The organism is Nocardioides sp. Root240 (assembly GCF_001428825.1).
Lineage (GTDB): Bacteria > Actinomycetota > Actinomycetes > Propionibacteriales > Nocardioidaceae > Nocardioides.
In genome coordinates this window covers 146,698-173,050 of the sequence record NZ_LMIT01000015.1, presented here as the reverse complement: position 1 = coordinate 173,050, position 26,353 = coordinate 146,698, and the positions used below count along the sequence as shown (strand labels likewise).

General features: G+C 72.4%; 23 protein-coding genes. 9 read left to right on the top strand and 14 right to left on the bottom strand.

Going from position 1 to position 26,353, the window contains the following annotated elements; genetic code table 11:
• Nucleotides 1-102: 102 nt before the first annotated feature.
• A complete protein-coding gene (gene nrdR / locus ASE20_RS21925; RefSeq protein WP_056896711.1) occupies nucleotides 103-585 on the bottom strand; it encodes a transcriptional regulator NrdR in 483 nt (160 codons plus the stop codon).
• A 444-nt stretch (nucleotides 586-1,029) separates the two neighbouring features.
• On the opposite strand from nrdR, the gene ASE20_RS21920 reads away from it, so the two are divergent.
• The gene (locus ASE20_RS21920) at nucleotides 1,030-1,359 is read left to right on the top strand and encodes a hypothetical protein (RefSeq protein WP_157538324.1); all 330 of its coding nucleotides are present in this window, start codon (nucleotides 1,030-1,032) and stop codon (nucleotides 1,357-1,359) included.
• 77 nt (nucleotides 1,360-1,436) lie between these two features.
• Here the strand turns inward: ASE20_RS21920 and ASE20_RS21915 are convergent, their stop codons facing one another.
• A complete protein-coding gene (locus ASE20_RS21915) occupies nucleotides 1,437-1,820 on the bottom strand; it encodes a LysM peptidoglycan-binding domain-containing protein (protein ID WP_056896709.1) in 384 nt (127 codons plus the stop codon).
• 281 nt (nucleotides 1,821-2,101) lie between these two features.
• On the opposite strand from ASE20_RS21915, the gene lexA reads away from it, so the two are divergent.
• Both lexA and ASE20_RS21905 read left to right on the top strand, forming a co-directional pair.
• Nucleotides 2,102-2,827, top strand: coding sequence for a transcriptional repressor LexA (lexA, locus tag ASE20_RS21910; RefSeq protein WP_056896708.1), 726 nt, complete (start codon nucleotides 2,102-2,104; stop codon nucleotides 2,825-2,827).
• Nucleotides 2,828-2,882: 55 nt separating this feature from the next.
• The gene (locus ASE20_RS21905; protein WP_056896707.1) at nucleotides 2,883-4,529 is read left to right on the top strand and encodes an MXAN_6640 family putative metalloprotease; all 1,647 of its coding nucleotides are present in this window, start codon (nucleotides 2,883-2,885) and stop codon (nucleotides 4,527-4,529) included.
• Nucleotides 4,530-4,557: 28 nt separating this feature from the next.
• Here the strand turns inward: ASE20_RS21905 and ASE20_RS21900 are convergent, their stop codons facing one another.
• The 3 genes from ASE20_RS21900 to hflX all read right to left on the bottom strand — a co-directional run bounded on the left by ASE20_RS21900 (nucleotide 4,558) and on the right by hflX (nucleotide 8,844).
• Nucleotides 4,558-6,522 carry an ATP-dependent DNA helicase gene (locus ASE20_RS21900; protein ID WP_056896706.1) on the bottom strand — a complete coding sequence of 655 codons (1,965 nt, stop codon included), beginning with the start codon at nucleotides 6,520-6,522 and terminating at the stop codon, nucleotides 4,558-4,560.
• 55 nt (nucleotides 6,523-6,577) lie between these two features.
• On the bottom strand, nucleotides 6,578-7,255 hold the full coding sequence (locus ASE20_RS21895; protein WP_056896705.1) for an SGNH/GDSL hydrolase family protein: 678 nt from the start codon (nucleotides 7,253-7,255) through the stop codon (nucleotides 6,578-6,580).
• Between the two features lie 77 nt (nucleotides 7,256-7,332).
• The gene (hflX, locus tag ASE20_RS21890; RefSeq protein WP_056896704.1) at nucleotides 7,333-8,844 is read right to left on the bottom strand and encodes a GTPase HflX; all 1,512 of its coding nucleotides are present in this window, start codon (nucleotides 8,842-8,844) and stop codon (nucleotides 7,333-7,335) included.
• 138 nt (nucleotides 8,845-8,982) lie between these two features.
• Here hflX and ASE20_RS21885 point away from each other — a divergent pair, with 138 nt between their 5' ends.
• From ASE20_RS21885 to ASE20_RS21875, 3 genes are all read left to right on the top strand, one after another.
• The gene (locus tag ASE20_RS21885) at nucleotides 8,983-9,375 is read left to right on the top strand and encodes a hypothetical protein (RefSeq protein ID WP_056896703.1); all 393 of its coding nucleotides are present in this window, start codon (nucleotides 8,983-8,985) and stop codon (nucleotides 9,373-9,375) included.
• Nucleotides 9,376-9,445: 70 nt separating this feature from the next.
• Entirely contained in the window at nucleotides 9,446-10,099 is a 654-nt protein-coding gene (locus ASE20_RS21880) for a vWA domain-containing protein (protein WP_056896702.1), read from the top strand.
• A 161-nt stretch (nucleotides 10,100-10,260) separates the two neighbouring features.
• Complete coding sequence (locus ASE20_RS21875) at nucleotides 10,261-10,803, top strand: hypothetical protein (RefSeq protein ID WP_056896701.1); 543 nt, start codon at nucleotides 10,261-10,263, stop codon at nucleotides 10,801-10,803.
• 20 nt (nucleotides 10,804-10,823) lie between these two features.
• Here the strand turns inward: ASE20_RS21875 and ASE20_RS21870 are convergent, their stop codons facing one another.
• The 9 genes from ASE20_RS21870 to ASE20_RS21830 all read right to left on the bottom strand — a co-directional run bounded on the left by ASE20_RS21870 (nucleotide 10,824) and on the right by ASE20_RS21830 (nucleotide 21,222).
• On the bottom strand, nucleotides 10,824-12,437 hold the full coding sequence (locus ASE20_RS21870) for an alkaline phosphatase D family protein (RefSeq protein ID WP_056896700.1): 1,614 nt from the start codon (nucleotides 12,435-12,437) through the stop codon (nucleotides 10,824-10,826).
• Between the two features lie 75 nt (nucleotides 12,438-12,512).
• Nucleotides 12,513-13,289 carry an SDR family NAD(P)-dependent oxidoreductase gene (locus ASE20_RS21865; RefSeq protein ID WP_056896699.1) on the bottom strand — a complete coding sequence of 259 codons (777 nt, stop codon included), beginning with the start codon at nucleotides 13,287-13,289 and terminating at the stop codon, nucleotides 12,513-12,515.
• A gap of 71 nt (nucleotides 13,290-13,360) precedes the next feature.
• The gene (gene dapF, locus ASE20_RS21860) at nucleotides 13,361-14,242 is read right to left on the bottom strand and encodes a diaminopimelate epimerase (RefSeq protein ID WP_056896698.1); all 882 of its coding nucleotides are present in this window, start codon (nucleotides 14,240-14,242) and stop codon (nucleotides 13,361-13,363) included.
• Nucleotides 14,232-14,861, bottom strand: a complete 630-nt coding sequence (locus ASE20_RS21855; protein WP_056896697.1) for a pyridoxamine 5'-phosphate oxidase family protein — start codon at nucleotides 14,859-14,861, stop codon at nucleotides 14,232-14,234. The genes dapF and ASE20_RS21855 overlap by 11 nt, the downstream gene beginning before the upstream one ends.
• 3 nt (nucleotides 14,862-14,864) lie before the next feature.
• Nucleotides 14,865-16,685: a gamma-glutamyltransferase gene (gene ggt / locus ASE20_RS21850; RefSeq protein WP_056896696.1), complete on the bottom strand. Its 1,821-nt coding sequence runs from the start codon at nucleotides 16,683-16,685 to the stop codon at nucleotides 14,865-14,867.
• 48 nt (nucleotides 16,686-16,733) lie between these two features.
• Complete coding sequence (locus ASE20_RS21845; protein WP_056896695.1) at nucleotides 16,734-17,294, bottom strand: dihydrofolate reductase family protein; 561 nt, start codon at nucleotides 17,292-17,294, stop codon at nucleotides 16,734-16,736.
• Nucleotides 17,291-18,199: a helix-turn-helix domain-containing protein gene (locus tag ASE20_RS21840; protein ID WP_056896694.1), complete on the bottom strand. Its 909-nt coding sequence runs from the start codon at nucleotides 18,197-18,199 to the stop codon at nucleotides 17,291-17,293. The genes ASE20_RS21845 and ASE20_RS21840 overlap by 4 nt, the downstream gene beginning before the upstream one ends.
• 53 nt (nucleotides 18,200-18,252) lie before the next feature.
• Nucleotides 18,253-19,881 carry an endonuclease/exonuclease/phosphatase family protein gene (locus tag ASE20_RS21835; RefSeq protein WP_157538325.1) on the bottom strand — a complete coding sequence of 543 codons (1,629 nt, stop codon included), beginning with the start codon at nucleotides 19,879-19,881 and terminating at the stop codon, nucleotides 18,253-18,255.
• 102 nt (nucleotides 19,882-19,983) lie between these two features.
• Nucleotides 19,984-21,222, bottom strand: a complete 1,239-nt coding sequence (locus ASE20_RS21830; RefSeq protein WP_082612768.1) for a PucR family transcriptional regulator — start codon at nucleotides 21,220-21,222, stop codon at nucleotides 19,984-19,986.
• Between the two features lie 204 nt (nucleotides 21,223-21,426).
• Here ASE20_RS21830 and ASE20_RS21825 point away from each other — a divergent pair, with 204 nt between their 5' ends.
• Genes ASE20_RS21825 through ASE20_RS21815 form a run of 3 tightly spaced genes read left to right on the top strand, consistent with a single transcriptional unit; the run spans nucleotide 21,427 to nucleotide 26,190 of the window.
• Entirely contained in the window at nucleotides 21,427-22,896 is a 1,470-nt protein-coding gene (locus ASE20_RS21825) for a class I adenylate-forming enzyme family protein (protein WP_056896691.1), read from the top strand.
• 1 nt (nucleotide 22,897) lies between these two features.
• Nucleotides 22,898-24,769 carry a DUF3556 domain-containing protein gene (locus ASE20_RS21820; RefSeq protein WP_056896690.1) on the top strand — a complete coding sequence of 624 codons (1,872 nt, stop codon included), beginning with the start codon at nucleotides 22,898-22,900 and terminating at the stop codon, nucleotides 24,767-24,769.
• The gene (locus ASE20_RS21815; RefSeq protein ID WP_056896689.1) at nucleotides 24,766-26,190 is read left to right on the top strand and encodes a phytoene desaturase family protein; all 1,425 of its coding nucleotides are present in this window, start codon (nucleotides 24,766-24,768) and stop codon (nucleotides 26,188-26,190) included. The genes ASE20_RS21820 and ASE20_RS21815 overlap by 4 nt, the downstream gene beginning before the upstream one ends.
• Nucleotides 26,191-26,353 lie beyond the last annotated feature (163 nt).

Here is a 26,353-nt window from a genome sequence, read left to right as displayed (position 1 = left end):
GGTGTGATGCGCTGTCGGCGGTGCTGCGTGCCCCGGGAAGACGGGGCAGGGAAGTTGGTGGCCCGGCAGGCAGCTTCCCCACTACCTGCCGGGCGTCTGTGGTCAGCCCGTGGGGGCTGGGTCACCCTGCAACTGGCGCTCGGCGCGCAGGAGGGCGATCTCGTTCTCGAAGTCGGCCGCGGAGTCGAACCCGCGGTAGACCGAGGCGAAGCGGAGGTAGGCCACCTCGTCGAGGCGGCGCAACGGGGTCAGGATCGCCAGGCCCACCTCGTGGGCGGCGATCTCGGGGCTGCCGGCCAGCCGGAGCTGGTCCTCGACCTCCTGGCCCAGCAGGGCCAGGTCGTCCTCGCCGACCGGGCGGCCCTTGCAGGCCTTGCGGACGCCGGAGACAGCCTTCTCGCGGGTGAAGGGCTCGGTGGCGCCCGAGCGCTTGAGGACCGTCAGCTGCATCAGCTCGACGGTCGTGAACCGCTTCTCACAGCTCGCGGCCTGGCAGACCCGGCGGCGGCGGATCGAGCAGCCGTCCTCCGAGACCCGGGAGTCGAGGACCTTGGTGTCGTGGTGCTTGCAGTACGGACAGTGCATGGTTCCCCCTCTCCCGGGATGATCCGTTGTGGACAACCAGGGAGTCGGCTGTGCAGAACGGGGTGAGATCTGTGCATCCCCACCCCTCGTCCTGTGGACTAGATGTGGAGAACTACATCGTTGTAACTACTAGATGTAGTGGTAACCGTACGCCTCGACCACCACGGGTGCAAGACCGGGGTACGACGAGTTCGCAGATCGCCTGCTCGCCGTCACGTTTGCGCAGGTCACCACGGCAAACCCGACTTCTCGACCCGGTCCGCGCACCGGCGTGTCACCGGTCCCGCGGGCTCCTCGCACCTCCACGAGGTACCCGCACAGCCGCTCTCCACAGCCCCGACCGGACGCGTCCGGCGCGAGCCCGTGGCGTGGCAGCGTGATTCGTCGGGCCTGTCAGCGGGGTTACCGGCGCGTCGCAACCAGGCATCGGACACAATGACCGCCGTGACGGGAGGAAAGCGCGCAGGAGATCGCAGCCGGAGGCGGTTCCGCCCTGACCTCCTCGCGCTCGCCCTCGGCATCACCTTCGCGCTGGTCGCGTGGGGGTACCTCGTGCTGGCCGCCATCGACTTCGGCGCCACCGCCCGCCACGACGGCAAGGGCAGCGCCTGGCTGTTCCTGGCCGTGGCCGCCCTGGGTGGCGTGCTGTGCCTCTTCCTGGCGTTCATGCTCGCCGTGCGCCTCTCCCGGGCCGTCGGCCTGACCACCTCGCCGGAGCCCAAACCCCAGCGGGACCCGAATGCGCCGAAGGGTGGCAAGCGCGCGGCTCGATGAGCCTGCTGCTTGCCACCCCTCGTCTTTCCCCCACTCCGCTGGGGTCGAGGCAGCGGAGTGAACCGTGGGCGGTCGCGCTACTGCGCGGCCGGGACGCGGAGCTGCTGACCGGCGTACAGCGTGCTCCCGTCGAGGGTGTTGAGGTCCTGGATGTCGGCGATCGCGCCGCGCACGTCGCCACCGGTCGGGGCGGCGACGTCGCTGGCGATCTGCCACAGGGTCTCGCCCGGGGCGACGGTCACGACGTCGATCGAGCCGCCGGCGCCCTCCTCGCGGGTGGCGGCCGAGCCGGAGGCCAGCCACACGGCGGCGGTGACCACGACGGCCAGCGCGAAGAGGAACACGACGAGCCGGCCCCGACGGGTCAGGCGGACCGGGCCGGCCTGGCGGCGTGGCTGCGCGGCGACCCGGACGGGGCGCGGGGCGGCGACGCGGTGGGGGGCGATGCTGATCGTGCTCATGATGACCTCCGGGGAAGTGGACGGACCATGTCTAGTGACAGGGTCCGACGGAAGCTGTTCGACCAGACGTTCGATCGAACATGTGTACGAGACTAGATCACACGTTCGAACAAATCCAGCACCTGTTCGAAATCCTGTTCGACCGCGTGTCGGCGACACGCGGTTCGAACAGATGTTTGAAATCGACCGTCGGGATCGGTTAGCGTCGGCGACTGAAGCACTGGGACGACCCGGCCGCCCCGCACGTGGTGGTCGGGACAGAGCGAACTGGAGGCATCCCCATGGCGGAGCGCAAGGCAGGCCGCGGAGTCACCGAGCTGCCGGACGGCCCCCCGGACGCCACCGGGCTCACGCCGCGCCAGCAGCGGGTCCTGGCCCACATCAAGGACAGCATCGAGAAGCGCGGCTACCCGCCGAGCATGCGCGAGATCGGCCAGGCCGTCGGCCTGACCAGCACCTCGAGCGTGGCCCACCAGCTGCGCGTGCTGGAGGAGAAGGGCTACCTCAAGCGCGACCCGAACCGTCCGCGCGCCCTCGAGGTGTTCCTGCCCGAGGTGATGGCCGCCCGCCGCGCGATGGGCAGCGCCGAGGAGACCACCTACGACGAGACCGGGATCGGCGACGCCGCCCCCGTGCCCGCCAACGTGCCGGTCGTCGGCCGGATCGCCGCCGGTGGCCCGATCCTCGCCGAGGAGCGCGTCACCGACGTCTTCCCGCTCCCCCGCCAGCTCGTCGGCGACGGCCAGCTGTTCCTGCTCGAGGTCAGCGGCGAGTCCATGATCGAGGCCGCGATCTGCGACGGCGACTACGTCGTGATCCGCCAGCAGCCCACCGCCGAGAACGGCGAGATCGTCGCCGCGATGATCGACGGCGAGGCGACGGTCAAGACCTTCCAGCGCACCGGTGGCCAGGTCTGGCTGCTGCCCCACAACCCCGCGTTCGAGCCGATCGACGGCACCCACGCCACGATCCTTGGCAAGGTGACCGCGGTCCTTCGTCGCATGTGAGGACGCTGACGTATGGTCGACGGGTCCCCGTCGTACCACCGTGAGGTCCCGCCCCATGACTGCTCGCCGCGCCCGCTGGGTCTCCCTGCTCGCGGGGTTGCTGGTCGTCCCCGTTCTCGGTACGTCGGCCTCCGCCGACACTCCCGGTCCGGGCGACCCGACCCCCGACACCTCCGCGCAGGAGGTCGCCGAGCAGGCGCTCGAGGTGGTCGAGGAGATCGTCGACGCCCCGCCGCCGGCACCGGACGCGCCGGTGACCCCGGAGGAGGTCGGCGGACGCGACCTCACCCTCGCGCTGCACGACCTCGCCGCCGGCTACGCCGACCTGCCGAAGGCCCAGAGGGCCCGCGCGGCCCGGTTGCTGGCCCGCCCCACGGACGACCTGTCGACCTGCCAGGACCCGATCGACGGTGACCTCATCTGCTACGGCTCGCGCCCGGTGCAGACCACGTGCAACAGCCTGATCTGCATCCACTGGGTGACGACCGGTGCCGACGCCATCCCCGCCGAGAACGACGGCCCCGGCGGACGGTTCCCCGGCACGGCCGGCGGCGCCCCCGACTACGCCGAGTTCACCCTGGCCACGGTGACCCGCGTCGCGCAGACCTACACCGCCGCCGGCTACCGCCCGGTCGTCGGCGACGGCACGGCGGGCGGCGACGCACGTCCCGACATCTACCTGGGCGAGCTCAGCGACGACGGCGCCTACGGCTACTGCGCGGCCGACGACTACTCGGTCACGGCGCACGTCCCGGCGCCGAGCTACTGCGCCCTCGATGACGACTACGCCGAGTTCGGCATCGCCCCCGTCGCCGCGCTGCGGGTGACCGCGGCCCACGAGTGGTTCCACGCGGTCCAGATGTCCTACGACCTCAACGCCGACCGCTGGATGATGGAGGCGACCGCGACCTGGATCGAGGACGAGGTCTTCGACGCCATCAACGACAACCGCAACTACCTGCCCTACGGCCCGCTCGCGCGGCCCAGCCAGGCGCTGGACCTGTTCTCCGGGGCCGCGCCGTACGGCGAGTGGATCTTCTTCCGCTTCCTCAGCGAGCGCTACCCCGCCGAGGCCGGCGGGCTGCCCGTCATCGTGCGCGACATGTGGCGCCGGATGGCCCACGACGGCGGCGAGGGCGCGGCGAACATGTACTCCGTGCAGGCGATCAGCTCGGTGCTGTCGGCCCGGCACACCAACCTGGCCGACCAGCTGGCGTGGTTCACGGTCTGGAACCGGCGCCCCAGCGTCTTCTACGACGAGGGCTCGGCCTACCGCGCCTCCCCCGCCCGGTCGACCTTCTCGCTCAGGCCGGGCGGGCTGAGCCGGCTCGCCAAGTTCCGTCTCAACCACCTCGCGGCGGCGACCGTGCGGTTCCAGAAGACAAGCGCGATGCGCGGCTTCTGGCGCCTCCACGTCCACGTGAACCTGAACGACAAGGCAGTCGGCAGCCGCGCCGTGCTGACCGTCAAGCGCAAGGGCCAGCCGGCCCGCGCCCGGCTGGTCTGGCTCAACGCCTTCGGCAACCGCGAGTTCGCGCTCGCCTTCGGCCCCGAGGTCCAGTGGGTCGACGTGACCGGTCTCAACACGAGCAGCCGCTACCGCAACTGCGACGCCCCCACCGGCGACGGTTCGACGACCTGCCACGGCACGCCCGTCGACGACGGGCGCGTCCAGGTCATCGCGGGCCGGGCAACGAGGTAACGCGGGTAGGTGCCGCCACATACCCGCGTCACCTCGGCGAAGAACTGAGCCGGGTCAGGGCCTGACGGACGACGGCCGGATCGGTCGTCGGCCACATCGGCGGCAGGCTCGCCTTGAGGAACGAGCCGTAGCGGGCCGTGGCGAGGCGCGGGTCGAGCACCGCGACGACGCCGCGGTCGCTGGTCGTACGGATCAGGCGTCCCGCGCCCTGCGCGAGCAGGAGCGCGGCGTGGGTCGCGGCGACCTGCATGAAGCCGTTGCCGCCGGCCTGGTCGGCGGCCTTCTGGCGCGCGCTCATCAGCGGGTCGTCGGGCCGCGGGAACGGGATCCGGTCGATCAGCACCAGCTGGCAGGTGTCGCCGGGCACGTCGAGGCCCTGCCACAGGCCGAGCGTGCCGAACAGGCAGGTGTGCGGGTCCTCGAGGAACTGCCGCGCGAGCTCGGGCAGCTGGGCCTCGCCCTGCGCGAGCGTGGTCAGGTGGGGCAACGCCTTGCGGACGTGCTCGGCGGCGGCCTCGGCGGCACGGCGGCTGGAGAACAGGCCGAGGGTACGGCCGTCAGCGGCGTCGACGAGCTCGGTGATCTCGTCGAGCTGCGCCTTCACCAGACCGTCGCGTCCGGGCGGGGGCAGGTGGCGGGCGACGTAGAGGATGCCCTGCTTGCCGTAGTCGAACGGGCTGCCGACGTCGATGCCGCGCCACGGCTGCTCGGCGTCGGGCATCGGCTTGAGCCCGACCGAGCGGGCCACGGAGTTGAAGTCCCCGCCGAGCATGAGCGTCGCGGACGTCATCACGACGGTGTTGTCGGCGAGCAGCTTGTCGCGCATCTGCCCCCAGACCTGGAGCGGCGCGATCGCCAGGGTCGGGGGCAACCGGTCGGTGCCCTCGGTGCGCCAGAGGACGTCGTGCTCGGAGTTGGCGGCCATCCGCTCGGCGGTGGCGAACACCTCCTGGACCATCCCCTTGGCCTGGGTCATCGCGGCGTCGGGCTCCTGGCCCGACTTGGCATCGCCCTTGGGGAAGGCGGAGATGCAGGCGCGGGCGGCGTCGCGGACCAGGGCGAGCGCGTCGGCGAGGTCCTCGGGCAGGCGCTCGAAGCGGCCGGCCGGGGCCTCGCTCACGGCGGCGCGCAGCGCGTCGGCGGCGTCGGCCAGGTCGTCGGCCTCGTTGCCCTCGACGTGGCGCACGCTGCGCCGCGCGGCGCGCTCGACCTCGGCGGCCCACAGCTCGTCGGTGGCGGCCTGGGTGACCCGGGCGGCCAGCTCGTGGGCCTCGTCGATCACGACCGCGTCGTAGTCGGGGATCATCGGGATGCCCTCGATCGCGTCGATCGCGAGCAGGGAGTGGTTGGTGACGATGAGGTGCGACTTGTGGGCCTTCTCCTTGGCCCGCTCGGCGAAGCACTCCTGCCCGAATTGGCACTTGCTCGCGCTCAGGCACTCGCGTGCGGAGACGCTGACCGTGCGCCACTCCTTCTCGGTGTGGCGGGGAGCGTCGTCACGCTCGCCGCTGCCGCCGTCCTCGGCCGCCGACTCGGCCCACTTGCGCAGCTCGATCACCTTGGCGCCCATCGAGCCCTCGGGGATCTGGATGAGCTCGCCCTGGTCGTCGGGCGCACCCTCGCGGATCCGGTGGAGGCAGGCGTAGTTGGAGCGCCCCTTGAGCACGGCGTACGACGCATCGAGGCCCGGGATCGAGCCGACCGCCTTGACCAGGCGCGGGAGGTCGCGTTCGACGAGCTGGTGCTGCAGGGCGAGGGTCGCGGTCGCGATCACGACGCGCTTGTCGTGGAGCAGCGCGGGCACGAGGTAGCCGAGCGACTTGCCCGTGCCGGTGCCGGCCTGGACGAGCAGGTGCTCGCGGTCGGCGAACGCCTGCGCGACGGCCTCCGCCATCGCGACCTGGCCCGACCGCTCCTGACCGCCGAGCGCAGCCACGGCCGTCGCGAGCAGGTCGCGGACAGGCGTGGAGTCGACGGCGGATTCGGTGCTCACCGGAGCACCCTAGAGGGTGGGACCGACGCTGCCGCGCGCCCCTCCACAGGAGGGCTCACCGAAGGTGAAGCAGGTCTCGGACGCGGGTCGCGACGAGGTCGCCGAACACCCGGTGGCCGGCCGGGTCGGGGTGCAGGTCGTCGTCCAGGTAGGTCAGCTCGGCGTCCACCGTCGAGAGGTACGACGCCCCGAGCTCCGCTGCGAGACGGGCCAGGGTCGCGTCGACCCGCTCCACGTCGGCCCGCGGGCGGTCGGGGGCAGCCGGGGGCCCGACCACCAGGACCGGCGTACCGGCGAGCTCCCTCATCAGCAGGCGGAAGCCGCCCTCGAGGTCGGCGGCGGGCTGGTCGGTGTCGTTGAGGCCGCCCTCGACCACGACGAGGTCGGTGCCCGGGCGCAGCGAGCGCGGCGCGCGGGAGGCGTAGGAGACGTCACCGCACCCGCTCGCGCCGATGCTGAAGCCGCTGCCCGAGAAGCCGTCGACCCGCACCCGGCCGGGCAGCCGGACCGGCCAGGACTGCTCGGGGCGCACGCCGGCACCCACCGAGTACGAGTCGCCGATCACGAGGACCGACGCCCCGGTGCCGGTCACCAGCTGGCTGCGCTCGCGCGCGGTGTCGGCCCGCTGGGCGCACCGGTCCGGGCCGGCGCCCGCGCGGGTCCATGCGGTCGTCGTCACCACCGTGGCGAGGAGCACCACGAGGGCAGCGAGGACGAAGGGGCGCCGAGTCACCCCGGGATCATCCGTCGTAGCGGACGGAACTGCTGCGGAATCGACGAATTCGCGACCGTTTCGTCCGGTGCGGCGCGTCACACGGCGTAGGCGGCGAGCTCGCCGGCGAGGGCCTCCGTGGCCCGGCCGGAGACCTGGGTGCCGTCGGCGGTGTGCTCGAGGGTGGTGATCTCGCCGTCCTTGTGGATCCGGTCGATCAGGTCGCCGCGGGCGTAGGGCACGAGCGCGGTGAACTCCACCCGCGGGCGCGGGAGGTCGGCCTCGATGGCGGCGATCGCGCGGTCGATGCCCTCGCCGGTGTGGGCCGAGACCGCGATAGCGTGCGGCTCGCGCCGCAGCACGCGGTCGACGACGAGCGGGTCGGCAGCGTCGACCTTGTTGATGATCACGAGCTCGGGGATGTCGCCGGCCTCGATCTCGGCGAGCACCTCGCGCACGGCGGTGAGCTGGCCCTCGGGGTCGGGGTGCGAGCCGTCGACGACGTGGACGATCAGGTCGGCGTCGGCGACCTCCTCCAGCGTCGAGCGGAAGGCCTCGACGAGCTGGTGCGGGAGGTGCCGGACAAAGCCGACGGTGTCGCTCATCGTGAAGACGCGTCCGTCGGACGTGGTCGTACGACGGGTGGTCGGGTCGAGCGTGGCGAACAGCGCGTCCTCGACGAGCACGCCCGCACCGGTGAGCCGGTTGAGCAGCGAGGACTTGCCGGCGTTGGTGTAGCCGGCGATCGCGACGGAGGGGATCTCGTTGCGACGGCGCTCCTGGCGCTTGGTGTCGCGCGTGCCCTTCATGACCTTCAGCTCGCGGCGCAGCTTGGCGATCTTGTCGTTGATGCGGCGCCGGTCGGTCTCGATCTTGGTCTCACCGGGACCACGGCCACCGATGCCGCCGCCGTCGGCGCCGACGCGGCCACCCGCTTGGCGGGAGAGGTTGCCACCCCAGCCACGCAGGCGCTGCTTCATGTAGCTCAGCTGGGCCAGCTCGACCTGGGCCTGGCCCTCCTTGGACTTCGCGTGCTGGGCGAAGATGTCGAGGATCAGCGCGGTCCGGTCGACGACCTTGACCTTGACCTTGTCCTCGAGGTTGCGCAGCTGGGAGGGGGCGAGCTCACCGTCGCAGATCACGGTGTCGGCGCCGGTCGCCTGCACGATCTCGCGCAGGCCCTCGACCTTGCCGCGGCCGATGTAGGTCGCCGGGTCGGGCGACTGGCGACGCTGGTAGATCGCGTCCAGCACCTCGGAGCCCGCCGTCTCGGCGAGCAGGGCGAGCTCGGCCATGGCGTTCTCGATGTCGGCGATGGACCCCTCGGTCCACACGCCGACGAGCACGACCCGCTCGAGGCGCAGCTGGCGGTACTCGACCTCGGTGATGTCCTCGAGCTCGGTGCGCAGGCCGGCGACCCGGCGCAGCTCGTGGCGCTCGACCAGGTCGAGGTCGCCGGTGGTGGGGTCGTCGGCGTACCCGGACACGAAGCCGGTGTCGGCGGACTCGTCGTCCGCCTCGAGCTCGTCGACCAGGTCTTCGGGGTCGTCCCAGCCCTCGGTGGCTCGGAGTGCGGCAGCGAGGGAGAAGTCTTCGGCATGGTTCGTCATAGGCGTCGTCCAGCGTAACGACGGGTACCGCGCGATGCTTCCCGTTTTCACGGTCCCGGACGCCGGAGCCTCCTCGGGCGCAGGTTGTGCGGATACGCACTTCTTGCGTATCCGCAGTTTCTGCGGCACCATGGAGCCATGAGCGAACCGAAGCAGGACGACCGGCCGAGCACCCTCGCCGCCGTCCGCGAGGCCCTCGACGAAGCGGAGGGGAAGGATTGCGTCGGAGCCCTCCCCTACCTTCGGGAAGCCGCCGACCGCCTCACCGACCTGATCGACGAGGCGATGGCGACGGCGGTGCTGACCGGCCAGGCGTCCCTGCGTGGGGCGGGGGCGCAGGCCGGTCTCACCGAGAACGCGGTCGGCCCCCGGCTGGCCCGCACCCGCACCCTCGGCGCGTACGCCGATGACCGAGGACGGGTGACGGCCGCCGGGGTCGAGCGCGCGAAGTACGACCTCGAGACAGGTCAACCGCGGCAACCCGGCGCAGCACCGGCGCCGATGCGGTTCAAGCCGCGCCGGCCCAGCTAGGGCGTGTCTCCCAAGCCCACGCCTGCTGCACGACGTTTCCGACGTGAGAGACACACCCCAGGAGAAGACCATGACCCGAGCCGACCTGACCCACCTGTACTTCCTGCTCGACCGCAGCGGGTCGATGCAGTCCATCAAGACCGACACCGAGGGCGGCTTCGCCGCCTTCATCGCCGAGCAGCGTGCCCACGCCGGCGAGTGCCGGGTCACCCTGGCCCAGTTCGACAACGTCTACGAGGTGGTCCACGCCGGCGTACCGGTGGCCGAGGTGCCGCCGCTCGACCTGCAGCCGCGCGGATCCACCGCGCTGCTCGACGCGATGGGCCGACTGGTCACCACGGCCGGCGCCGAGCTGGACGCACTCCCCGAGGACGAGCGTCCCGGCACGGTCATCGTCGCGATCATGACCGACGGCCACGAGAACGCCAGCCAGGAGTGGACCCACCCGGCGATCAAGGCGCTGGTCGAGCAGCAGACCAACGACTACGCCTGGCAGTTCCTCTACATGGGCGCCGACCAGGACGCCATCGAGGTCGGCACCAGCCTCGGCGTCGCGGCCGGTGCCTCGGTCACCTACGGCCGCGGCAGGAGCCGCGACGTGCTGGCGATGACCTCGCAGAAGCTCGGCAAGCTGCGCGGCGACCGGATGGCGGCGCCCGCGAGTGCCCCCGCGCCGATGATGGACGACTACAGTGAGGAGGACCGGCGGTTCGTGCGCGAGTGAGCTCCCGCGCGCGGCACGGGTGCCTCTCTCCGTTACATCGGGGGCCCGTGAAATCAGCCACAGGAGCCGGGGCCTAGCCGGGACGCACCCACCGTCGTTGACCCGGTGTGAGTGCCTTGGGTCTGGGGGGCGACCGGAAGCGTGCCTTCATCGTCCTAGCCGTGTCGATCGCCGTGGTGGTGATCGCCTTCGTGATGCGCCCGCACGACTCGGACCACCCGTCACGGGTTGCCGACCCGACGACGAGCGCCGAGCCGACCGACACCGTCTCGCCGAGCCCCGGTACGACGGCGCGCGCCGCGGGCAAGCGCAAGCCGAAGCCCTCCCCCGAGGCCCAGGACCCGACCAGCCAGCAGGGCTTCACCGTCCCGATGCCCTCCCTCGCGATGCCCGGCCTGTCCGGGAACGGCGCGTCCTACTCGGCCGAGAAGCACACGCTGACCATCCGCTGGTCCAGCCCCCATCCCCTCGGACTGATCGCCTACGTCATCCCGACCAGCCAGGAGCACCGCAGGGGCAGCCGGATGGAGCGCGTGCAGCACACCGCGAGCCTGACCACCACGGTCTACGGCCGGCCCGACTACGCGGTCGCCTACGTCCAGGCGGGCGGCTCACCGGCCACGTGCGAGATCTTCGTCGACGGCCGGCGCACGGCCCACCGCACCACCGAGGGGCCCTACGGCGCCGTGTGGTGCCAGGGCTGAGCTGACCTCCCGCCCCCGGCTCAGGCCGGCACGCCCTCGGGCTCGAGGGACTTCTGCCAGAGCACGGTGCCGCCGCCGTCGTACAGGCTGACGGTGAGCAGACCGGTCGCGGCGATCGCCAGGTGCCCGACGTGCTGGTTGTCGGGGCGCGGCGCGATCTTGACGGGCAGCGCCTCGTCCTTGCCGTGGGTGAAGTGCACGAGCGGGCCGAAGGTGCGGTCGAGCTGGTCCGGCTTCGCCGTGAACGGCGAGCAGTGCAGCGGACCGGAGATGAACTCCCAGAACGGGTCGAAGTCGGTGAAGCTCGCGCGCTCGGGGCTGTAGTGGTTGGCCGCGGTGTAGTGCACGTCGGCGGTGATCCACACGACGTTGCGGATGCGGTGCCGCTTGATGGCCGAGAGGATCCGGCCGATCTCGGGCTCGCGCCCCAGCGGCGGGCCGTCGTCGCCGTTCGAGACCCCGTCGAGGTCCTGGGTGTGGCTGGCCGGCGAGGAGAGCGGCTGGTCGATCGAGATCACCTTCCAGGTCGCGGTCGAGCGCCGAAGGCCCTCGATCAGCCACGCCTCCTGGGTCGGGCCGAGCAGGCCGGCCTCGCCGCGCTGCGCCGCGACGGCGGGGTCCGCGTCCGGGTTGGGCCCGCGCCAGCTGCGCATGTCGAGCAGGAACAGGTCGAGGTGCTGGCCCCGCGGGACCTTGCGGTAGATCCGCCGCGGCGCGAAACCGTTGCCGTCGGCCGCGACCAGTCGCCCCACGGGGACCGGCTGGTACTCCTGCCACGCCCGCCGCCCGCGCAGCGCCAGCACGTCCGCGCGGCGCTCGGTGTAGCCGTCGGCGTCGATGGTCTCGCCGGGGTACCAGTTGTTGCAGGTCTCGTGGTCGTCCCACTGCACGACCGACGGTACGGCGGCGTGGAACGCGCGCACGTTGTCGTCGCGCAGCGAGTACCGGTGCCGGCCGCGGAAGTCAGCGAGCGTCTCGGCCGGCGCGAGCACCTCCTCGGTCAGCTCGTTGCGCCAGGTCGTGCCGTTCTCGAGGAGCAACCTGGTCTCGGGCATCGGCTCGTCGGCGTAGATCGTGTCGCCGACGTGGACGAACAGGTCGGGGCGCAGGTCGAGCATCATCCGGAAGGTCGTCATGCCGCCGCGCCCCTTGTCGATCCCCCAACCCTGGCCGTTGGCGTCCCCGGACCACACGATCGACTGCGCGGCGGCGTGCACGGGCGCCGTACGGAAGGACAGGCGCTGGGGAGCGCTGCGCTCCCCCTCGGGCGTCTCGAACCAGACCTCGGCGTCGTACTCACGGCCGGGAGCCAGGTCGGTGAGGTGCATCCGCGCCGTGAAGTCGGTGCGCGGATCGGCCCAGCGGCCTCGGACCACGCGGACCCGCGGCCCGCTCCCGAGGCGGACCATCATCCGGCTCGGCTCGACGGCCCGCGACCACAGCACGGCGGAGCTGGTGGTCACCTCGCCGCTGCGGACGCCGGACGTGAGGTCCCGTCTCCGCTCGACGAGGCTGGGGAAGCGCAGCATCCCCAGCGCCGGGATCGAAGCACCGGTCAACCCGGCGACGATCGAGGTACGGCGGCCCACGCGGAGCTCGCCGAGCCGGTTCCGGTCGTCCCAGAGCAGCGTCACGGCGACCAGAAAAGCGCCGCGCGCCGACCAGCGAGGAGTCGCCGGTCGACGCGCGGGTGAAGTCCGTGCGAAGAACTACTTCGGGGGCATCCGGATGCCGCCGTCGACGCGGATGACCTCGCCGTTCATGTAGGAGTTGGTGAGGCACTCGACCACCATCGACGCGAGCTCGGCACCGGTGCCGAGGCGCTTCGGGAAGAGCACGTTCTGGCCGAGGTTGGCCTTGAACGCCTCGGAGGCCTCGCCCTCGCCGTAGATCGGGGTGTCGATCAGGCCGGGGGCGACGGTGTTGAGCCGGATGCCGGCCGCGGACAGGTCGCGAGCGACCGGCAGGGTCATGCCGACGACGCCACCCTTCGACGCCGAGTACGACGCCTGGCCGATCTGCCCGTCGAAGGCGGCCACGCTCGCGAGGTTGACGATGGCGCCGCGGCAGCCGTCCTCGTCGGGCTCGTTGAGGCTCATCACGGTGGCGGCCTGGCGGACCATGTCGAAGGTGCCGATCAGGTTGATCGCGATGACCTTGGTGAAGGCCTCGAGCGAGTGGGCCGACTCGAGCTGGCCGTCGCGACCGATGGTGCGCTGCGCCCAGCCGATGCCGGCGGAGTTCACGACCGCGCGGAGCGGGGCGATCTCGGCGGCGGCCTTGACGGCGGCAGCGATCTGCTCGGTGTCGGTGACGTCGACCTGGGCGAAGACGCCGTTGATCTCGGCAGCAAGGGCCTCACCCTTGTCGGCCTGCAGGTCGGCGACGACGACGGTCGCACCCTTGGCGGCGAGCGCACGGGCGGCAGCGGCGCCGATGCCCGAGGCGCCGCCGGTGACGATGGCGGAGGATCCGTTGAGTTCCATGGTCGGAGCATAGGGCGGCCCGGCCGACCGTGACACCGGTGGTGTCACTGTCAGAGATCAACGGTCAGGGATCAGAGCTCGGTCGTGCCCTCGGCGACGACCAGTGCCGGACCGGTCATCAGGATCCGGTCGTCGGCGGTCCAGGTGATCCGCAGGGTGCCGCCGGGCAGGTCGACGCGGTACTCGGTGTCCCGGGCGGCGTCGTCGGCCAGCGCGGTCGCGACCATGACGGCGCAGGCGCCGGTGCCGCAGGACCGGGTCTCGCCGGAGCCGCGCTCGTGGACCCGCATCGCGACGTGCTGCGGCGCGCGTCGTACGACGAACTCGACGTTGACGCCCGCGGGGTAGGCCGCCGGGTCGTGGTCCGGCGCGTCGAGGAGCGGTCCGGCGTCGGCCAGGTCGTCGACGAAGGCCACCGCGTGCGGGTTGCCCATGTCGACGTGCAGCGCGTCCCAGCGCCGCTCGCCGACGGCGACCGTGGTCTGCTCGAGCACCTTCGGGATGCCCATGTCGACGGTGATCTCGCCGTCCGGCGTACCGCCGGCGAAGGTGAGCACCTTGACCCCCGCCCGGGTCGCGACGGGCACCGGCCGGGTCGGGTCGGCCAGGCCCTCGAGGGCGAGGTGGCGGCCGAAGACGCGCACGCCGTTGCCGCACATCTCCGAGACCGAGCCGTCGGCGTTGCGGTAGTCCATGAACCACTCGGCGTCCTCCTGCCCCACTCCGGCCGCACCGATCGCGGCTGTGCGGATCACGCGGAGCACGCCGTCACCGCCGATGCCGGCGCGGCGGTCGCAGAGCGCGCGGACCCGGTCCTCGCTCAGCGCTCCGTGGACGGCACCGTCGTGGTCGGGCAGCAGCACGAAGTCGTTCTCCGTGCCGTGGCCCTTGAGGAAGCGGTAGGTCTCGAGACGGCCGCGGGCGGCCTCCTCGACCCGGCGGTCACTGGACATAGAGGCGCTCCTCGTAGCTCGGGCCGTAGTAGGCGTCGAGCTCCTCGATGCTGTCGTCGGGCCGCTCCAGCTGCTGGGCGAGGACCGCGCGGCGCGGCACCTTCTCCTCAGGCGTCCAGGTCTCCGGCTTCCACAGCTGCGAGCGCAGGAACGCCTTCGCGCAGTGGAAGAAGACGGTCTCGACGTCGACGACCACGGCGAGCAGCGGACGGTGCCCCTTGACGACCATCGCGTCGAAGAAGGGCGCGTCGCTGACCAGGCGCGCACGCCCGTTGACGCGCAGGGTGTCGCCACGGCCCGGGATCAGGAAGTTCAGCCCGACCTGCGGGTTGGCGAGGATGTTGCGGTAGCCGTCGGCACGGCGGTTGCCCGGCCGTTCGGCGATCGCGATGGTGCGCTCGTCGACGACGTGGACCAGCTGCCCGGCGGGGTCGCCCTTCGGGGAGACGTCGCAGCGCCCCTCGGCGTCGGCCGTGCCCATCACACAGAACGGCGTGGCCGCCAGCCAGGCCCGGTCGACGTCGGTCAGCGTCGTCCGCTCCTTGTCGCGGGCGGCCGCGGTGGGCTCACCGAGGAGCGCGCTGAGCGCGGCGTCGTCGGTGATCTCGGTCCAGGTCACCCCTCAAGGGTAGGACCGGGCCGGTCGCACCACACCGGCCGCGCCTCCTCCACGGCGCGTGGGCTCCGCCACGGCCGTCAGCGTCCCGTCCGGACCGAGCTCGATCGCGGCCACCGCACCGATCTCGGACGCGCTCGACCCGGGCGGGCCGGCGACGGCGAACCGGTGTCCGTAGCCGCCGAGCGCGGCGCCGTACCTGTCGAGGAAGGGCTGCTCCGCGGTCACGTTGGCCGTGTTGCGCTGGGAGGCGCGGGGCGCGGCGACCGCGTCGGCGAGGGTCATGCCGCCGTCGAGCCGGTTGAGCAGCACCTGCAGGACCGTCGTGATGATGGTCGACCCGCCCGGTGAGCCCAGGGCCAGGACCGGACGGCCGTCGGCGAGGACGAGCGTGGGCGACATGGAGCTGCGCGGGCGCTTGCCGGGCTGGATCCGGTTCGGGTCCGCGGGGTCGTAGACCGTGCTGAAGTCGGTCAGCTCGTTGTTGAGCAGGAAGCCCCTGCTCGGGACCACGATCCCCGAGCCGCCCGTCTGCTCGATGGTGAGCGTGTAGGCCACGACATTGCCCCAGCGGTCCGCGGTGGTCAGGTGGGTGGTCGACAGGTTCTCGGTGTCCTGGTCCTCACTCGCCGACAGGGCCGGCGCGGCGCAGATGCCGTCGTACGACGCCACGTCGCCGGGCGGCACCGGCTTGGTCGCGGCCAGCTCCGGGTCGACCTGGCACGCGCGCTCGGCGGCGAAGGTGTCGTCGAGCAGGGAGCCGACCGGTACGTCGACGTAGGCCGGGTCGCCGACGTAGCGACCGCGGTCGGCGAAGGCGAGGGCACTCGCCTCGAGGTACTGGTGCAGCGCCGCCACGTCGTCGGCCGGGGCGTCGAGGTGCTCGAGGATGTTCAGCGCCTCGCCGACCGTGGTGCCGCCCGACGAGGACGGTGCCATGCCGTAGACGTCGTAGCCGCGGTAGCGGGTCTCGGTCGGCGCCTGGACGAGCGCGCGGTAGCGGGCGAGGTCGGCGCGGGTCATCGAGCCGACCGGGACGGGCAGGTCGGTGGCCCCGCTCAGCGGCGGGCCCTGCACCGTGCGCGCCACCTCGGCGCCGAGCGACCCGTCGTAGAGCCAGCCGGTCCCCCGGGCGCCGAGCTGCCGGTAGGTCCGGGCCAGGTCGGGGTTGCGGAAGGTGCTCCCCACGGCAGGCACCCCTTCGCGCAGGAAGAGGTCGCGCGAGCTGGTGAAGGTCCGGAAGCGCTCGGCGTTCTCGCGGGTCTGCAGGGCGAAGGTGTCGTCGACCCGGAAGCCCTCCTGCGCCAGCCGCGCCGCCGGCCGCAGCGCGTCGGCGAGGGACAGGCTGCCCCACCGGTCGAGCGCCGTCTGCCACGTCGCCGCGGTGCCCGGCACACCGACCGCGACGCCGCTGGTCACCAGGTCCGGGGTGAACGGGTACGGCGCACCGGTCGCCGGGTCGATGAACGCGTCCGGGGTGATGGCGGCCGGTGCGGTCTCGCGGCCGTCGATCGTCGACACCTCGCCGGTGGCGGCGTCGTAGTGGACGAAGTAGCCGCCCCCGCCGATGCCGGCGCTGTAGGGCTCGGTCACGCCGAGGGCGGCCGCGGTCGCCACGGCGGCGTCGACCGCGTTGCCACCGAGGCGCAGTACCTCGAGTCCGACGGCGGTGGCGTCGGCATCGACCGAGCTGACCGCTCCGCCGTGGCCGGTCGCGGTCGCGGCCTTCGGCGGCGGGTGGTGCCCGGGCTCAGCCGGGGCGGGCGCCGTGCTGACGAGCGCGGTGGCGGTCGTGGCGACCAGGACGAGGGTGAGGGTACGGCGCACGATGTCCTCCCGAGACAGCGATCCGATCCCTCCACCATGCCTCGCCTGTCAAGCCTCGCGGTCCTCCAGCAGCGGGCCGTCGAGCTCGTACCGCGCCGTCACGAACGCACCGTTGCGCGCGGTCTCGACCAGTCGCAGGTCCAGCCGGCGCGGCAGCAGGGGGCGCCCCGCACCGAGCACGACGGGCGCGATGGACACGATCACCTCGTCGAGCAGCCCGGCCTCGGCGAGCTGGCCGGCGAGGTCGCCGCCGCCCACGACCCAGATGTCCTTGTCGCCGGCGGCGGCGCGCAGCTCGTCGTGCAGCGCCGCCACGTCGCCCTGGGCGAACCGGACGTCCGCACCCTCGGGCACCGGGAGCTCGCGGGTGGTCATCACCCACGAGGGCTGCTGGTAGTACCAGGGCTCGCCGGTCTCCTCGAGGTGGGCGAGCACCCACTCGTAGGTCGTCGAGCCCATCACCAGCGCGCCCACGGTGGTGATGAACGCGCCGTAGTTCTGTGGTCCCGACTCGTCGAGGTCCTGGCGCAGCAGCCAGGCCAGGGAGTCGTCGGGGTCGGCGAGGAAGCCGTCGAGGGTGGTGGCGGTGTAGTAGACGACGCGGGTCATGGTTTCTCTCCGTTCTCGGCGCGCAGCCAGTTGATGGGGTCGCCGTCGTCGAGGTCGACGCCGGCGCCGCGCAGCCAGACGCGGGCGAGCTGGCGCCGGTAGGCGCCGAAGGTCAGCACGTGGGTGACGATGCTGCTGAGGACGAAGGACTCGGGTGGTTCGCAGAGCGCATCGACGATCCGGTCGTCCCACCCGCCGCGCCGGTCGGTGTCGCGCACGACGGCCAGCCAGCGCGCGGCGACGGCCTCGTGCCGGGCGAGCAGGGCGACCGGGTCGGGCTCCCGGTCGACGTCCGGGAAGTCGGTGCCCTCGACCGCGGCCAGCCAGACCTCCTTGGCGAACACGGCGCGTTCCAGCACGGTCGCGATCGACTCCTCCGGCCCCTCCCAGGTCGCGACCTGGTGGCCGGGGACGCGGACCGCCGTCCAGTCCTCCGGCGACAGCGCCTTCGCATGGGTGATCAGCTCGCGGACGTCGTCGAGGTCGTGACGGACCAGCTGGTCGGTGACGGGGTTCATGGGCTGCTCCGTGCTGTGCACCCACAGGTTCATGGGCGGGTGGAAGTGGATGCCGTTGGGCGCGGGCAGCCAGACGTCGCTGCCGGCGGCCTCGCTCGGCGGGTGGCCGTACGCCCGGGCGAACGCGCGGCTGAAGCCCTCGAGCGACTCGTAGCCCGCCTCCCACGCGGCGTCGGTGACGCTGCCGCCCCCGCGGATGCGCCAGGCAGCGCGCTCGAGCATGACCCGGCGCCGCATCGCCACCGGCGCCTCGCCGACGTCCCGCGAGAGCACCCGGCTGAAGTGGTATGGCGACGCGAAGGCCCCGTCCGCCATGTCGCCCAGTGTCCGGTTGTCCTCGTCCAGCACCGCGTCCAGCAGCTCGCGGAGGCGGTCACGTCCCGTCATGCGTCCAGTCTGGCCGGAGCGGCGACCGGCTGCTTGACCGTCCTTGCGCAGGTTCAGGGGGTCTCCGGCAGGCGCGGCACCATCACCCGGGCGAACAGCAGGTTGTGGTCCGACTGCTGCGCGCTCGACGCGTCGCCGTAGGTCTTGACCACGTTGCGGTAGTAGGTGAAGCCACCGGCCCCACGGGCGAGGATGAAGTCGGGACGACCCGCGACGCCGGTGGCGGCCTCCGGCTGCGGCGCGACGTGCTTGTTGACGGTGCTGAAGGCGATCCCGACCTTCTCCACGGCGGTCTGGGCGTCCCAGTAGCCGGCCCGGACGAAGGTGGGTTGCCCCTCGCCGACGCAGCCGTTGTTCTCGTCGCAGTAGCCCGCGGAGACGGGGAAGCTGCCGCCGCCGAAGTTGCCCTTGAAGTCACCTGCGGCCAGTACCGGCACGTCGTCGGGGTTGGCCGAGGCGATCTCGTCGAGCAGGATCCCGGCGGCCAGGTGGGCGTCGCGCTTGCGCTCCGCGGGCGTCGCGCCGCTGTCCCAGCGGGCGCCGTCCTCGAGGTGGATCGAGGCGACGAAGACGTCCTGCCGCCCGGGCTCGGGGACGGCGGGCGTGAGCCGGATGCCGGGCGTCGGCAGCGGTGTGGCGGCGGTCCCGTCCCCGGGCCGGCCCAGGTTCGAGCCGGTGCCGGCGACGGCCTGCCAGGCCGACGTGCGCCAGATGACCTGCTGGGCGCCGACGCCGAAGGAGTCCCATCCCGGCTGGGACTCCGCGTTCTCCAGGCGTGCGATCACGTCGGCCGCGCTCTGGGCGTCGGCCTCCTGCAGGGCGACGACGTCGAGGTTGCGGGCCGCGATGTTGTCGGCGATGTTCGCGATCTTGGTCGACTCCGACCCGTGGTGCGGCGTGTTCTCGAGGTTGTAGGAGCCGATGGAGACGAGGTCGCCGTCCCCCGGGTCGCGCGGCTTCGGGAAGGCCGCGAAGTACGTCGAGAGGCGCGGGGTCTGCGTGCAGCCGTTGTCGTACTGCAGCTGCGCGAAGACCGGGTTGCCGTAGGCGGGCGCGAGGAAGCGGTCCTTGGGCGCCGGGTTCGCCGGGACCGTGACCGAGGTGCCGCGCGCCGCGGCCGCCAGCCACGGGGTGTAGTTGTGGGCGAACCCGGCCCACGCGCCGTAGGGCGCGGCCGACCAGTCGAGGCGGTAGCGGGCGGCGTAGGCCGTCCCCGTCCACCGGACCTGCGCAGCGGCCGGGTTGGTCTGGGTGGTGACGTCGATCGTCGGCGGGGCCGGGGTGCCGCGGGTGAAGCGCACCGACCGGGCGCGCGACCACGGGCCGACCCGGCCGCTGCGGACCGCGCGCACCTGGGCGTACCACGGGACGCAGCGGGTGCTCAGCGTCGGCGAGGTCGCGGCGTTGGTCCTCGCCACGTAGGCCTTCGCGCGCGACAGTCGAGCCGTGCTCGTCGCCCACCGGACCTGGTACGTCGCCCCGCTGATCCGCGTCCAGCGGACCTTCAGCCGCGCGTTCGCCCAGTCCTGGCCCGCCGGCGTCACGCCGGTCACCGTCGGCGTACCCGCGGCGGTGGCGCCGGGAACCGGTCCGGCGACCAGCAGCGCGGCGACCAGCACGGCGACGACGCCGAGGACGAGACCGGGCACGGGACGGGTCACGGGACGGGGACGGGACGACACGACGGATCCTTTGCCTGGGGGATCCACCAGCCTAGGCAGGCGCCGCCGTCCCTGACCGGGGAACCGGGCTCTCGAACGGACGGACTCCCTGGTCCCGACGGGCTACCCGCGCAGCACCTCGGGGCCCAACCAGCGGCACGCGACGAGGGCGAGCTCGAGGTCGAGGCGCTCCTCGCCGAGCGGCTTGCCCCGCGCCTCGATCGCCCGGTCGACGCGGTACTTCACCGTGTTCTTGTGCAGGTGCAGCCGGGCGGCCGTCGCGACGTAGCTCTCGCGGTCCTCGACGAAGGCGAGCAGGGTCTCGCGCATCCGCGCGGCCGGCTCGGTGTCGGCGGCGAGCTCGCCGAGGGTGCGCGCGACCATCCGACGGGTGGCGTCGAGGTCGTTGGCGAGCAGCGCCGCGGCGCGGATCGTCGGGTCGGCGTACGACACGACCGGGGCGCCCTGCTGCCCCAACAGGGCGACCTGGTGGGCCGCGGCGGCCGCGAGGTGGGTGGTGCGGAAGCCCGGCTCCCCCGCCTCCGGTACGCCGACCGCGACCCTGATCCCGTCGGCCGCCTCGGCCAGCACCTCGGCCACGACGTCGAGGTCGATCTCGGCGGAGCGACCGATCGGCAGCCATCCCCAGGCGGTGTCGCGGTCGCGCGGCACGAAGAGCGCGTGGCCCCCCGCGCCGACGCGCTGCCCGAGCCTGGTCAGCAGCCGCTCGGACTCGGCGAGACCGGCCTCGGCACCGGTGGTCCACAGCACCAGGCCGAGGTGGTGCTGGCGCAGCCGGTAGCCCAGCGTGGCCTCGGTCGCCGTCAGGTCCAGCCGCTCGCCGCGCAGCAGCGCGTCGACCGTCTCGCGCTGCACCGCGCTGCGGTTGGCGAGCCAGCGCTCGCGCTCGTCCTGGTAGGCGACGATCACGTCCTCGGAGACCGCGTCGACGTACTCGAAGGAGGTCTCGGTGAGCAGTTGCGTGGTCTGCAGCGCGAGGGCCGGGTCGGCCACCCGGCGGGCGATCTCGTCGTAGGCCCAGCGCAGGATCAGCTGCTGGCCGAGCCGGTAGGCGCGCAGCAGCGCGCTCGGCGGCGTGCCCCGCTGGGCGAGGCGACGGGCGTACTCCACCGCCGCGGCCGGCGCCTGCACCTCGCTGATCGGCATGTGCCCGCGCAACAGGTGGGCGAGGTTCTCCAGGTTGGCGCCGGAGCTGCCGTCGAGCAGCTCGACCAGCGTCGGGTCCTTGGGCAGCTCCGGGATCCGCTCCCCGAACTGCCCGACGAGGTACGCCGTCAGCTCGACCCGCCGCTCGGCGAGCAGCCCGGCGACACCCCGGAGCTCGGTCTCGGCTGCGGACATCGGCACGGTCCTCCTGGGGCGGTTTGGGCCGTCGAACCAAGGGGTGACGGCCGTCACGCCATGCTGCCAGACTGAACCACCGGCTCGCCTTGGCTCCCCAGCGCCGAATCTCGCCCCCGAGTTCGTGGTGGGGAACCAAGAACCTCGGCACGGCCCGGTCCTAGCGTCGGAGCGTCACCTCCCGAGCCCCTGCAGGAGCCCACCATGAGCCTCGACCACCTCCCCTGGCACCGCCCGTCGTCGTACGACGACCGACCGTGCGTCCGCGACGACCGCACCGAGCTGACCTACGCCCAGCTCGCCGCGCGGGTCGACGCGGTGGCCGAGCAGCTCGCCGGCCTCGGCGTGGGCCACGGCGACGTGGTCGCCGTGATGCTCCCCAACCGGGTCGAGCTGCTGCTGACGATCCTGGCGGCGTGGCGGCTCGGGGCGGCAGCGACGCCGATCAACCCCACCTTCACCGCGACCGAGGCCGACCACCAGATCGGCGACTCGGGCGCGGTCGTCGTGGTCACCACCGACCCGGCCGCGGTCCTCGGCGACGCCGTCGTCCTCGGCGTCGAGGACCTCGCGACGAGCTCCGCCGGCACGCTCCCCACCCCGGCCACGGCGCCCGAGGACCTGGCCCTGCTCGTCTACACGAGCGGCTCGACAGGCCGGCCCAAGGGCGTGATGCTCGACCACGGCAACGTCAGCGCGATGATCGAGAGCATGGGCGAGGCGATCGCCATCCGGCCCGACGACCACTGCCTGCTGGTGCTCCCGCTCTTCCACGTCAACGCGATCTGCGTCAGCTGGCTGACCCCGATGTCGGTGGGCGGCCAGCTGTCGGTGCTGCAGCGCTTCCACCCGGTGGAGTTCGTGCAGGCGATCGAGCGGCTGCGCCCGACGTACTTCTCGGCCGTGCCGACGATCTACTCCCACCTGGTCGCCCTGCCGGCCGAGGTGCAGCCGGACGTGAGCTCGGTCCGGTTCGCCGTCTGCGGTGCGGCGCCCGCGCCGCCGGAGCTGTTCGCCGCCGTGGAGAAGCGCTTCGGGTTCCCGCTCGTCGAGGGCTACGGCCTCTCCGAGGGCACCTGCGCCTCGACCTGCAACCCCGTCGAGGGCGTGCGCAAGCCGGGCACCGTCGGCCCGGCGCTGCCCGGCCAGCTGGTCGCGATCATGGCGCCCGACGGCTCGGTGGTGCCGACCGGCGAGCGCGGCGAGGTCGTCATCAAGGGCGCCAACGTGATGCGCGGCTACCTCAACCGCCCCGAGGCCACGGCCGAGACGCTCGGCGACGGCTGGCTGCACACCGGCGACGTCGGGATCCTCGACGAGGACGGCTACCTCCGGATCGTCGACCGGATCAAGGACATGATCATCCGCGGCGGCGAGAACATCTACCCCAAGGAGATCGAGAACGTCCTGCACGGCGACCCCTCGGTCCTCGAGGCGGCCGTCGTCGGTGCTCCCGACCCCGTGTACGGCGAGGTGGTCGTCGCCTTCGTCTCCTCCGCTCCCGACAGCCCCGACGGTGCCGTCGACGTCGACGACCTCCTCGCCCGCTGCCGCGCCGAGCTGGCCAAGGTCAAGGTGCCGGTCGCGATCCACGTGCTCGACGCCCTCCCCAAGAACCCCGTGGGCAAGATCGACAAGCCCGCCCTGCGGGCGCAACTGGCGAAGGAGTCCTGACATGGGATTCATCAAGCCCGAGCCGGAGCCGATGGAGCCGGACGACTTCCTGGTGCTGCCGTTCCAGGAGCGGATCAAGGTGCTCAGCACCAACTGGGTCACCGCCGGCTTCAACACCCCGCGGATGCTGCACGTCGTCTACATCCTCAAGATGCTGGGCCTCTACTTCGCCGTGGGTCTCGCCATCACGTCGTGGACCACCGACTACGTCCACTTCACCGACCCGGGCACCTGGTTCGACAACGTGGTCGTCTACCAGAAGCTCGCCGTGTGGCTGATGCTGCTCGAGGTGATCGGCCTCGGCGGCGCGTTCGGACCGTTGTGCGGCCACTTCGTGCCGATGCTCGGCAACATCCGCTACTGGCTGCGGCCGGGCACGATCAGGATGGCGCCGTGGGGACGCCACGTCCCCCTCACCGGCGGTGACGAGCGCACCGTCGCCGACGTCGTGCTGTACGTCGGCGTGCTGGCCGCACTCGTCGTACCGCTCGTGGCGCACGCCGACACCGTCGACATCCTGCCGGCCGGTACCGGCCCGCAGGAGCTGGTCCCGCCGCTCGCCTTCGTCCCGATCCTCGTGCTGATGCCGCTGATGGGCCTGCGCGACAAGGTGGTCTTCCTGGCCGCGCGGTCCGAGCAGTACCTGCCGATCATGCTGTTCTCGGCGACCCTCGGCGCGCTCGTGTTCAGCGACGCCGCCGATGCGGGCGACTTCGTCAACCTGGTCGTCGCGTTCAAGGTCATCATCTGCGTCGTGTGGATCGGCGCCGGCACCTCGAAGATCGGCGAGCACTTCATCAACGTGGTGCCGCCGATGGTGTCGAACTCCCCCGGCCAGCTGAACGTGATCAAGCGGCTGCACTACCGCAACGCTCCCGACGACATCCGGCCCTCGCGGCTGGCCTGGTTCATGGCCCACGTCGGCGGCACGACCGTCGAGATCATCATCCCGGTCGTGCTGCTGCTGACGACCAACGACACGATCGCGATGCTCGGCGCGATCGCGATGCTGGTGTTCCACATCTTCATCACCTCGACCTTCCCGCTCGCGGTGCCGCTGGAGTGGAACGTCTACTTCGGCTACATCGCGCTCGTGCTCTGGGGCGGCACCGACCTCGGCGCCGGGTTCGACGCGTCGACGTACAACATCTGGGACTTCTCCGAGCCGCTCCTGCTCCTGCCGATCTTCGGGCTGCTGCTGTTCGGCCCGGTCCTGGGCAACTTCCGCCCCGACCTGGTGTCCTTCCTGCCGTCCATGCGCCAGTACGCCGGCAACTGGGCCTCGGCCGTGTGGGCCATGAAGCCGGGTGTCGAGCAGCGGCTCAACGAGCTGCCGGTCGTCGAGGTGCAGAACGACCAGCTGCAGCGGATGGCGCCGATGCCCTACACCGCCGACGAGGCGGAGATGACCATCCAGAAGGCGCTCGCCTGGCGGTCGATGCACAGCCAGGGCCGCGGCCTGTTCTCCGTCCTGCTCGAGCACCTCGACGACATCGAGACCCGCGACGTCCGCGAGGGCGAGTTCATGTGCAACATCCTCGTGGGCTGGAACTTCGGCGACGGGCACCTGCACGACGAGCGGCTGATCGCGGCCGTCCAGAAGCGCCTCAACCTCGCGCCCGGCGACCTGGTCGTCGCCTACTGCGAGTCGCAGGCGACGCCGTGGCGGACCTCGCGACCCCAGCAGTACCGGGTGATCGACGCGGCGCTGGGCATCGTGGAGCGCGGCGGCTGGGACGTCCGCGACTGCGTGAAGGAGCAGCCCTGGCTGCCCAACGGACCGGTCCCGCTCCAGGTCGGCTGGACGGCCGACGGCTACCGTCGCAAGCAGACCCTGACCACACCCGTCACCGGGAAGGACCCTGTCGCTTGAGCACTGCCGTCGTCGTGGGCAGCGGCCCCAACGGACTGGCCGGAGCGATCCGGCTGGCCCAGGCCGGGCTGTCGGTGACCGTCGTCGAGGCGCACGAGCGCCCCGGCGGCGGCACCCGCACGAGCGAGCTCACCCTGCCGGGACTGCTCCACGACGACTGCGCCGCCTTCCACCCGACCGGAGTGGCGTCGCCCTTCTTCCGCTCGCTCGACCTCGAGCAGCACGGGCTGCGGTGGCTCTGGCCCGAGGTCGACCTCGCGCACCCCCTCGACGACGGCCGGGCCGGGCTGGCGGCCCGCGACCTGGCGTCGTCGGTGCAGTCCCTCGGCGTCGACAGCGCCCGCTGGGAGCGGATGTTCGCCCCGATCGTGCGCACCTTCGACGCGCTGATGGACGAGGTGCTGCAACCCGTCGCACACCTGCCGCGGCACCCCGTCACCCTCGGCCGCTTCGGCCTCAAGGCCGCCCTGCCCGCCACGGTGCTGGCCCGCCGGTTCCGCGACGAGCCCGCGCGGGCGCTGTTCACCGGCGTCGCCGCCCACAAGTTCGGCCGGCTCGACGGCGTCCTCAGTGCATCCGTGGGCCTGATGCTCGCGGGCAGCGCGCACGCCGTCGGGTGGCCGGTCGCCCAAGGAGGCACGGAGGCGATCACCCGCGCGCTGCTGGCCTCGCTGGCGTCGTACGGCGGGCGGGTGGTGACGGGCGTCCGGGTCACCTCGCTCGACCAGCTCCGCGAGCTCACCGGCTCCGCACCCGACGTCGTCCTCCTCGACACCGCACCGGCCGGAGCGCTGGAGATCCTCGGCTCCCGGCTGCCCGCACGGGTCCGGCGCGGCCTGACCCGCTTCTCCTACGGCCCGTCCGCGTTCAAGGTCGACCTCGCGATCGAGGGCGACATCCCCTGGACGAACCCCGGCTGCCGCCGGGCCGGCACCCTCCACCTCGGCGGTTCGGCGCGTGAGATCGCCGCGATCGAGGCCGCCACGGTCCGCGGCGAGATGCCGGAGCGGCCGTTCGTGCTGCTCGGCCAGCAGTACCTCGTCGACCCGTCCCGGTCGGCGGGCGGCCTGAACCCCGTCTACGCCTACGCCCACGTCCCGCACGGCTACGGCGGCGACGCGACGGACGCGATCATCGGCCAGATCGAGCGCTTCGCCCCGGGCTTCCGCGACCGGATCCGGGCCGTCGCCACCCGCGGCCCGGCCGCGCTCGAGGAGCACAACGCCAACTACGTCGGAGGTGACATCTCCGCCGGCGCCAACACCGCCCGCCAGATCGTGTTCCGGCCGCGCGTCGCGGCGGACCCGTACTCGCTGGGGATCGACGGGGTGTACCTCTGCTCGTCGGCCACGCCGCCCGGGGGCGGGGTGCACGGGATGGGTGGGTTCAACGCGGCGGAGGCGGCGCTGCGGCGCCTCTGAGCCTGCGGATGGCAGGTCGGAGGTCTCCACGCACCTGTGGGTCATTCGGCGATGCGCCCGGGTGAGGGGGCGCCGCGTGGTGACCCCCTCGAGTGGGCACGAACCGCAGATTCCGCGCCGGTTTTTTTGCGGTTTGTGACCAAACGACGGGGTCACCGACACC